Annotated in this window: 1 protein-coding gene; it reads right to left on the bottom strand. The window is 73.1% G+C overall.

What is annotated here, in order from left to right; genetic code table 11:
- On the bottom strand, positions 1 to 453 hold a 453-nt coding region (locus BN4575_RS22920; protein ID WP_141689919.1), incomplete at both ends, for a PEGA domain-containing protein.

Below are 453 nucleotides of genomic sequence, written 5' to 3'. Positions count from 1 at the left end.
CGGCGCGAGCAGGAACGACGCGCTCGCGTCGAACGCGATCTTCGGCGGCCTGCGCCAGACCGGCGCGTCCTCGTCGCGCTCGAGCTGCAGCGTGACCACCTCGCGCTCGCCGCTGTCGAGCGTCACGGCCCGCGACGCGGTGATGAACCCGTCGGCCTTCACCTCGACCTGGTGCCGGCCGCTCTTCAGCCGGCCGAGCCACACGCCGTTGCCGACGTTGACCGAGTTGATCCACACGCTCGCGCCCGGCGGCGTGGGGTTGACGCGCAGCGAGGCGTCGAGCTCCTCGGCGAGCAGCGACAGCGTCGTGAGCTCCTGCGGCCGCACCGGCGCGGCGGTCGGCTGGGAGCCGAGCTTCCCCTCCCCGCGCAGCGTGACCATGTGGTTGCCCACCGACAGCGTGCCGAGCCACGGCGTGCGCCCGACGACGACGTTGTTGACGAGCACGTCGAC

Origin of the sequence: Aeromonas sp. EERV15, assembly GCF_900079845.1 — a bacterium.
GTDB classification, from domain to species: Bacteria; Pseudomonadota; Gammaproteobacteria; order Enterobacterales; family Aeromonadaceae; genus Aeromonas; species Aeromonas sobria.
Note: the sequence above shows the minus strand (reverse complement) of the source record. Positions and strands in the feature narration are given on the sequence as shown.